At 45.3% G+C, this 8,583-nt stretch carries 7 protein-coding genes; 4 read left to right on the top strand and 3 right to left on the bottom strand.

Annotated elements, in window-relative coordinates; translation table 11 throughout:
* The first annotated feature begins 116 nt into the window (after window positions 1–116).
* Together RRG12_RS21300 and RRG12_RS21305 are read left to right on the top strand one after the other, a co-directional pair.
* Window positions 117–2,960 carry a CHASE2 domain-containing protein gene (locus RRG12_RS21300; protein ID WP_420760650.1) on the top strand — a complete coding sequence of 948 codons (2,844 nt, stop codon included), beginning with the start codon at window positions 117–119 and terminating at the stop codon, window positions 2,958–2,960.
* Window positions 2,957–4,258 carry a hybrid sensor histidine kinase/response regulator gene (locus tag RRG12_RS21305; protein ID WP_420760651.1) on the top strand — a complete coding sequence of 434 codons (1,302 nt, stop codon included), beginning with the start codon at window positions 2,957–2,959 and terminating at the stop codon, window positions 4,256–4,258. Before RRG12_RS21300 ends, RRG12_RS21305 begins: the two co-directional genes overlap by 4 nt.
* Before the next feature lie 107 nt (window positions 4,259–4,365).
* Here RRG12_RS21305 and rpsU read toward each other — a convergent pair whose 3' ends face one another.
* Entirely contained in the window at window positions 4,366–4,557 is a 192-nt protein-coding gene (rpsU, locus tag RRG12_RS21310; RefSeq protein ID WP_069073774.1) for a 30S ribosomal protein S21, read from the bottom strand.
* Window positions 4,558–4,847: 290 nt separating this feature from the next.
* The gene (locus RRG12_RS21315; RefSeq protein WP_069073773.1) at window positions 4,848–5,168 is read right to left on the bottom strand and encodes an RNA recognition motif domain-containing protein; all 321 of its coding nucleotides are present in this window, start codon (window positions 5,166–5,168) and stop codon (window positions 4,848–4,850) included.
* A 383-nt stretch (window positions 5,169–5,551) separates the two neighbouring features.
* Here RRG12_RS21315 and RRG12_RS21320 point away from each other — a divergent pair, with 383 nt between their 5' ends.
* The gene (locus tag RRG12_RS21320) at window positions 5,552–6,946 is read left to right on the top strand and encodes a TldD/PmbA family protein (RefSeq protein ID WP_420760652.1); all 1,395 of its coding nucleotides are present in this window, start codon (window positions 5,552–5,554) and stop codon (window positions 6,944–6,946) included.
* A 136-nt stretch (window positions 6,947–7,082) separates the two neighbouring features.
* On the opposite strand, the gene RRG12_RS21325 is transcribed toward RRG12_RS21320, so the two are convergent.
* Complete coding sequence (locus RRG12_RS21325) at window positions 7,083–7,301, bottom strand: hypothetical protein (RefSeq protein WP_069073771.1); 219 nt, start codon at window positions 7,299–7,301, stop codon at window positions 7,083–7,085.
* A 282-nt stretch (window positions 7,302–7,583) separates the two neighbouring features.
* On the opposite strand from RRG12_RS21325, the gene RRG12_RS21330 reads away from it, so the two are divergent.
* A complete protein-coding gene (locus tag RRG12_RS21330) occupies window positions 7,584–8,114 on the top strand; it encodes a pentapeptide repeat-containing protein (protein ID WP_069073770.1) in 531 nt (176 codons plus the stop codon).
* Window positions 8,115–8,583: the final 469 nt, after the last annotated feature.

The following is an 8,583-nucleotide window of genomic DNA, read 5'->3' on the forward strand; positions in this document are numbered from 1 at the left end:
GGGGGAGACGAAGAAGAAACTCGTTCAATAATTCCCCTTTATCCTCCTTGTCCCCCTCTTCTTACTTCCACCCAGTCCCCAGTCCCCAATCCCCATCCCCCTTGTATGGCACAAATATGTGGCGCAGATTCCAGGCTTTAGTCCAACGCACTCGTAGCGTTTTGATTATTACTCCCAGCGTTGCTTTAACGGTTATGGTTGGGCAATCGTTGGGACTTTTCAATTTACCGGAATGGAAAATTCGCGACGAATGGGTTCGTCAGCGTTCTTCACAGGCGATGCCTATGGCGGGCTACGCCTACGCTGATGAGATTGTGATTGTTACAATTGATGAGCGCGATATCCAATCGGTACGTAAATGGCCAATTCCAGACTGGGCGCTAGCACGATTACTAGAAAAAATCCGATCGCAAAAACCCCGCGCCATTGGACTGGATCTCTATCGAGATTTACCGGAAGGAAGTGGACATGACCAACTTGTTCAAGTCTTCCGCACCACTCCCAATTTAATCGGAGTTGAGAAAATTACTGGTGAACGAGTCAATCCGCCACCGGAATTGAAAAAAAAGGATCAGGTAGGATTAGCAGATTTAGTCTTGGATGGCGATCGCTTTGTGCGTCGTGCCCTGCTGACAGCTGAAGATGCCAAAGAGCAAAACACCATTAAAGCGGGACTGGCAACCCTTGTAGCCCTCAAGTATCTAGAAGCTGAAAGAATTAGCTTAGAAAGCATTGACCCCCAAAAGCAAAAGTTCCAGTTGGGCAAGGAAATTTACCTGCCATTGCAAAATCAAGAAGCAGGTTACACCGATGCCGATTTAGGAGGCTATCAAATTCTGCTCAACTGGCATGGTTCAGAAGCAGCATTTCATACAGTTGCTATGCGCGATGTGTTAGCAGGGAAAATTCCAGCAAATTTGATGCGCGATCGCATGGTATTTATCGGATCAATTGCCTCCAGTACCAATGATTTCTTCAGCACACCCTTCTCTTCCTGGATGTCTGCTCAAAAACCGACTCCAGGGGTCGTTATTCATGCCAATATTGCTCATCAACTAGTACGAGGGGCAAAAACAGGAAAAGCCAGCTTACATGGCGTTTCTGGCACTTTCCTGTCGCTGTGGATTGTTTTGTGGTCTTTTGCTGGTTCTACTGGTAGTTGGTTGTTATCCAATAGCAAGCTGCGGATTCCCGGTGGCAAAATTCTTTGGGCAACTGTAGGCATCAGTGGAATCTGTATATGGGGTGGCTATGGGATGTTTTTGCATGGTGTTTTAATTCCGGTAACACCCGCCTTAGCTGCGTTTATCAGTAGTGTGATTGCTACAACAAATGCCTATAAACAGCGGAAGTTAGAAGAAACAAATCGCCAACTAGAAATTGCCAACAGTCAACTCTTGGATTATTCCAAAACCCTGGAGACAAAAGTCGAAGAACGCACTCATGAATTGGTTGAGGCAAAACAAGCTGCCGATGCTGCCAATCAGGCCAAGAGTGAGTTTCTCGCCAACATGAGCCACGAACTACGTACACCTCTCAATGGCATCCTTGGTTTTGCCCAAGTACTAGAAGGATCGCCAAATATGACAGCTAAAAACCTCGAAGGAGTCAGCATCATCTACCAATGCGGATCGCACCTCCTAATGCTGATTAATGACATTCTCGATCTCTCGAAGATAGAAGCGAGGAAATTGGATTTGGTTGTCACCAGTGTGCATCTGCCCAATTTCTTACATGGTGTAACTGAGATTTGTGGTATCCGGGCTGAACAGAAAGGAATTGGATTTAACGTATTAATTAGCGATCGCCTACCACTTGCCATTGAAGTCGATGAAAAACGCCTGCGGCAAGTGTTGATTAACTTGCTGGGCAACGCGATCAAATTTACAGATAGCGGTAGCGTAACGTTCAAGGTAGAGGTGCTGGGGACTGGGGACTGGGGACTGGGAACTGGGGAGCAGAGGAGCAGAGGGGCAGAGGGGCAGAGGGGTGATTTTTCACCAATCCCCAATCACCAATCCCCAACAATCAAGATTCGTTTTCAGATTGAAGACACGGGTATTGGGATGTCACCAGAACAACTGGAAAAAATCTTTTTGCCCTTTGAGCAAGTGGGTAAAGCAGGGCAGCGATCTGAAGGTACTGGCTTGGGACTGGCCATTAGCCAAAGAATTGCAGCATTGATGGGAAGCGGAATTCAGGTGCAGAGTCACCTGGGTGAAGGAAGTTTATTTTGGCTAGATTTGACAGTACCAGTACCACTCACTCATGACTGGCATGGAGGAGCCATCGCCCCAACTACCCAGAAAATTACCGGAATTCGGGGTAGTGCGCCCCAGATTCTCATTGTTGATGACGATCGCAACCACTGTTCTATGTTGACCAGTTTGTTGCAAGAAATTGGCTGTCGAACCTTAGAAGCGAGCGATGGCAAAAATGGGCTACAGATGGCAACTGAACACAATCCAGATGTGATTCTGCTTGATTTAGCCATGCCCAATATGGATGGTTTTGAGCTAATGGTTCACTTGCAAGGAAATCCGCAAACCCGCTCTATTCCCATTATCGTCTCTAGTGCCAGTGTCTTTGAAGAAAATCGCCAGCGGAGTTTAGAGGCAGGGGCAACAGCATTCTTACCCAAACCCCTCCAGGTTGACGAACTACTTAATAGACTGCGATCGCTGTTAGGAGTGGAGTGGATGTATGGCAAATCTTCGTCTCAGCAGTCGTCTCTCAAAGCTGAATGGGTTCTACCATCCCAGGATGTTTTGCAACAACTCTATCATCTGGCAATGATGGGAGATATTTCAGCGATCGAGGGAATGTTAGGAGAGATGGTTGAGCAAAACAGTCAGCTAGCTCCCTTCGCGGCAGAGTTAAACAAACTCACTGCCAATTTCCAAACTGGAAAAATTCGTAAGTTCCTCAAATCATTTGTCACAACGGAGTTACATCCATGATCGCTGTTTCTGTCTCGAAACCCATACATATTTTGTTGGTGGATGACAATCCCAACAATCTCAAGGTTCTATCTGAAGCAATTCAGGGGTGTGGCTGGAAAGCCCTCATGGCAACAGATGGAGAGTCAGCGATCGAACAAACAGAATATGCCTGTCCCGATCTCATTCTCTTGGATGTGATGATGGCTGGTATTGATGGATTTGAAACTTGTCGCAGGCTGAAAACCAATCCCATCACTCAGAATATTCCGGTGATTTTCATGACTGCCCTGGCCGATTCTACAGATAAGGTGACAGGATTGGAAATTGGTGCAGTTGACTACATTACCAAACCCTTTCAGCAGGAAGAAGTTATTGCCCGTTTAAAGTTACACCTGAAAATTTCCCATCTCACCCGGACATTAGAAGAACGTGTGCAAAACCGCACCGCAGAATTAACTCAATCTCTAGAGCAGTTACAACAAACCCAATTACAAATGATCCAGAGTGAGAAAATGTCTACTCTCGGACAGATGGTTGCAGGTATTGGTCATGAGATTAATAATCCGGTTGGTTTTATTGGCGGAAATATATCTTATATTGAGGAATATGTCAATAATTTGCTTCGTCTGGTGAGCCTCCAACAGCAGAAGCTAGCGCAGCCAGATCCGGAAATTCAAGAGCTTGTTGAAGAAATTGACTTGGAATATCTAGCAGAGGATCTGCCAAAGCTACTGGGATCAATGCGCCAGGGAATTACCCGTCTTAAAGATATCAGCCTTTCTCTAAGAACTTTTACTCGCACAGATATTTCATCTCAGGTGGAGTTTCAGATTCACGAAGGAATCGATAGCACCTTAATGCTGTTGAAACATCGACTCAAAGGCAATGGCGATCGCCCTAAAATCCAAGTTGTAACACAATACGGTGAATTACCTGCAATTAGTTGCTATCCCGGACAACTGAACCAGGTGTTCATGAATATCATCGCCAATGCTATTGATGCATTTGATGAACTCGATCAAAATCACTCCGATCAAAATATTAATGCTTATCCGAACACCATCACCATTACCACATCAGTTGATTCTCAGCAACAAACCGTCACAATTTGCATCCAAGATAACGGCCCCGGTATGCTTGCCGAGGTGCAAGCTAGAATTTTTGAGCAATCTTTCACAACTAAGGCTGTGGGTAAGGGAACCGGGCTAGGATTAGCTATTAGCCATCAAATTATTGTTGAGAAACACAATGGACAAGTCAACTGCTTGTCAATTCCCGGTGAGGGGACAAAGTTTATTATTACTCTGCCCATGTGACCGAAACAGAAAAATACTCTTTAGATTCTTATCTGGAGTATGGCGATCGCCTCTTGGATAATTAAGAATCTAAATGAGAAGTGCGTCAGTGTAAATATGGCTAATTGTCAATTCCGACGGAAATTTCTCTTGCGTTGTTTGTGCCTTGCGACTTCCTTGCGCTTGTGTTTTTCCAAAGGCGTTTCAAAGTGACGATTCTTTCTCATATCTGGAAAAATACCAGCTTTGGAAACTTCCCTCTTAAATCGACGCAAGGCTGACTCAATTCCTTCATTTTCGCCCACAAATACTTGGGTCATTTTTATCTCCTACTTAATTGATACTAGGCACTTTTACCTCTTGTCTCCTGCCTCCTGAGTTGAAAGTGCTAAGTTCTGAGTTCTGTTAGCGGGGCGTTTAGCCCGTGCTGAGTGCTGAGTAAAAATATTAATCTCCAATCCCTTTTTCATCCAAGGCTTTTGAAACTCGTTTCATCGGGACTGCCTTCTACCTCCTACCTCCTTCACGCTATCCAGTAGACCGGAGCGCAAAAAGGGCAGATAATAATTCTGCCCTTAAGACGTTAAAACTTAATTTTTGATCTTAAAGTTTAGTAGCGATTTCTGTTATATCCGCCGCCACCACCACTGTTGCCTCGGTTTCCACCACCAAAGGAACCGCCTCTATCTTCTTTTGGTTTAGCCTTATTCACTTTAAGGTCACGTCCCATCCACTCAGCACCATCAAGAGCATCAATGGCAGCGGTTTCTTCGGCTTCTGTGCCCATCTCTACGAAAGCAAAGCCACGTGGACGACCTGTTTCACGGTCAGTAGGCAACTGAACACGCTTTACAGTACCGTGTTCGGCAAAAACAGAATTGAGGTCTTCTTGTGTGACCTCGTAGGATAGATTACCTACATAAATTGACATGCGTTATCTCCAAAATCATAGGTGTGTAGAGATTTAGATTTCGGAGACAAGCTTGTTAAGACCAAAAGGGAAAAGCCTGTCAATACTAAAAACAAACACTGTAACCGAATTTTATTCTCACTTGATTACCTTAGCACATCATTCAATTCTTACCCACCGTAAAAAAGGAAGTACTAATAGTTCGGAGGGTTATGGGTGGGATTGGGGATTGGGGATTGGGGATTGGGCATTGGGGATTGGGCATTGGGCATGGGGATTAGGAAGAATTTAGTCCCCCAGTCCCCAGTCTCCAATCCCCAGTCCCTAATCCCCTCAATATAATTAGTAGAAATTCCTCAAATAATTGCAAAATAAATGCAGTTCGTCATTGTTACTACCTGGAAATGCCGACTACACTTGCTGACGCCCAAAATTTACTTTCTGACCTGATCGCCCGCTACTCACAGCGTGTAGATTATCTGATGATTCGCCTTGAAGAAGCAGAAGGGACTGATATCTTGTTGCGTGGCGACAAGGTAGAAACTCTCAGTGAAGGCATCTCCATTGGTGGACATATTCGCGCTTGTTATAAAGGTGGATGGGGTTTGAGCTGCTTTAACCAACTGGCGACAATTAAGGATCGTATTGAAGAAGCGATCGCAGCTGCGCGGATGGTTGGTGATGAAGAAACTTTACTTGCACCCATTGACCCGGTGCAAGCAGTATGCGTTCTCCCCCTAAAAGGCACTGATCCCCGCAAAATCCCCCTCTCGAAGAAAAAACAATTGTGCGATCGCTATGCCCAATTGCTCAAAAGCGTTGATCACCGGATTACCACTACCTCGGTGCGTTACGGTGACAGCGCCCAAAAAGTGATCATAGCGACCTCAGAAGGCACTTTGATCGAGCAATCTTGGGTGGATATGGAAATGCGCTTTGCTGCCACCGCCAGAAATGGCGAAACCGTACAAACTGGACGGGAAACTACTGGCTCTCGCAAAGCTTACGAAGATTTAACTGATTTGGATGAACAGGTAAAAGGTGCGGCTCAAAGAGCGATCGCCGCTTTATCTCTACCATCGGTGAAAGGCAATACTTACACCGTAGTCATTGACCCGATTCTCACGGGTTTATTTGTCCACGAAGCCTTCGGACATCTTTCTGAGGCCGATATGGCTTACGAAAACCCCGATCTTCTGGAAGTTATGACCATTGGACGGCGGTTTGGCCCTGACGAACTCCAAATTTTTGATGGTGCGGCCCCAGAGGGACATCGCGGCAGCTATTTTTATGACGATGAAGGTACACCTGCTACTACAACTCAACTAATTAAAGATGGAGTTTTAGTTGGACGTTTACATTCTCGTGAAACCGCTGGCAAATTGGAGGAAGCACCCACGGGGAACGCACGTTGTCTCAACTATCACTTTACTCCCATTGTGCGGATGACAAATACCTGGATTGAACGGGGTAAAACCCCAGTCAAAGACTTATTCACCGATATCAAAGAAGGAGTGTATGCCCGTAATTGGTTGGGTGGGATGACAAATGGAGAAATGTTCACCTTCAGCGCTGGGGAAGCGTGGATGATTAGGAACGGCAAAATTGCTGAACCTGTGCGGGATGTGACGCTTTCAGGAAATGTATTCCAAACATTAGCGGATATTGAGGCACTTGGTGATGATTTTTACTGGGATGAATCCGGCGGTTGTGGCAAGGGAGGGCAAAACGGTTTATCAGTGGGCTGTGGTGGCCCTAGTCTCCGAATTCGAGATGTAGTGGTTGGCGGAGAAACGTGAACTATCCGCCGCGATACTGATGAAAATACTACGTATCGCGGTGGACTTACGGTTGACCCAATAACCAATGACCAATGACTAATTAATCAATTTGCTAGCCAAAAAGCGACGTTACGCACATAGGTTTTAATATCCTCTAAGGCGCGTGGCTCTTTTTTAATAGACTACTTAAAACTGGGTCACCATCCACTCCATTTGATTCGTAATCACGCCCCGTAACTTCAAATAAGGAGTTGCCAGCTTCGTCTTTAATCGATGCTAAGTAATCTTGTAACATCGAAAAACGAAAAATGCTCCAGTCATCTTCAGTCGTAGAAATCGTAGTCTGCAAAAGAATACGAATTGGTTTTACCATAATCTCTGCCGGACAAACACCACAATTGAGTATAGCGATCGCTTTGTACTAATTTTGCACTAATGCTCAAGTTTTTAAATCTCTCAACATCCCTCCCAAGTATGAAAAAAACTCACAACTCTAGGTAGTAGCGCGAGTAGTTGAAGATGGCTAACCTAGGTATTAGGTATTCGACATTCACTCTGGCTTGATATCACTACACCAATCCTCGGTGGCGCGTACTGTGGATTTAGTGCCTGTCTGAATAGCCTTAATCAAACGTTCCTTAGCACAGCGAGAGATATGAATGCAGATCAACTCCTGAAAAACTATGCCGCAGGTGTCAGAGATTTTACTGGTGTCAACTTGAGCGAGGCAAACTTAAGGGAAGCTAATCTCAGTGGCATAATTTTAGATAGAGCAATTTTAGATGGAGCTAATCTGAGTCACGCTAATTTAGCCCACGCCAGTTTGATTGAGGCAGACTTAAATGGAGCAGATTTGAGTAATGCTGACCTCAGTAGTAGCAACTTGAGCGGAGCCATCTTGGATGGAGCTATCTTGGATGGAGCAGCAATGGAAGGAGCTAATTTGAGTCAGGCTGATTTGACGGTTGCTAAACTGATTGACACTAACTTGAGTGAGGCGGATTTGCAGGAAGCAAGCTTGATAGCGGCGAATCTAGATGGAGCAGATTTGAGTGGTGCAGACTTAACTGTAGCCGATTTATCTCAGGCCAATCTCACTCAAGCAGATTTGAACCAGACAAATTTGAACGGAGCAAATTTGGAGGGAGCCAATACAGAAGGAACTATCTTAGATGAGAAGGTGTAACATTTCTCGCTGCTAAATTGCAGTATCAACTATAGCGGCGGGATATAAGAGGCTGTTTGAAAAGTGTTTACGCTGTGACTTTAGGCACTTTTAGATCCCCCCTAACCCCCCTTAAAAAGGCTACGGTGTACATACAAGTCGAATTACCCCCTGTCAAGGCTACGGTGTACACACAAGTCGAAAAAAGCTTGATTTTCCATTCTTCTCTTGTTTATCTCGTTTACCTCGTTTTTATCTCGTTCCCATGTTCTACATGGGAATGCTCCTCGTGGAGGCTCTGCCTCCGATCTGGCTGGCATTGAGTCAGAGACTCAATGAATGCATTCCCAGTCGGAGACTGGGAACGAGGAAAGTCTTATCAAGCTAGGTTTTTAGGACTTGTGTGTACACCGTAGCTTGTCAAGGGGGGAAAAAGAAATCGTTTCCTCCCCTTTGCACTACACGCGTGTGCATACACACGTCCACCCAA

The sequence above is a fragment of the Nostoc sp. CALU 546 genome (assembly GCF_048836525.1).

Excerpts from the sequence above, each read along its gene's own strand:
- RRG12_RS21305 (WP_420760651.1), top strand. The coding sequence starts at position 2,957 with ATGATCGCTGTTTCTGTCTCGAAACCCATACATATTTTGTTGGTGGAT.
- RRG12_RS21330 (WP_069073770.1), top strand. The coding sequence starts at position 7,584 with ATGAATGCAGATCAACTCCTGAAAAACTATGCCGCAGGTGTCAGAGAT.
- RRG12_RS21315 (WP_069073773.1), bottom strand. The coding sequence starts at position 5,168 with ATGTCAATTTATGTAGGTAATCTATCCTACGAGGTCACACAAGAAGAC.
- rpsU (WP_069073774.1), bottom strand. The coding sequence starts at position 4,557 with ATGACCCAAGTATTTGTGGGCGAAAATGAAGGAATTGAGTCAGCCTTG.
- RRG12_RS21300 (WP_420760650.1), top strand. The coding sequence starts at position 117 with ATGTGGCGCAGATTCCAGGCTTTAGTCCAACGCACTCGTAGCGTTTTG.
- RRG12_RS21320 (WP_420760652.1), top strand. The coding sequence starts at position 5,552 with ATGCCGACTACACTTGCTGACGCCCAAAATTTACTTTCTGACCTGATC.
- RRG12_RS21325 (WP_069073771.1), bottom strand. The coding sequence starts at position 7,301 with ATGGTAAAACCAATTCGTATTCTTTTGCAGACTACGATTTCTACGACT.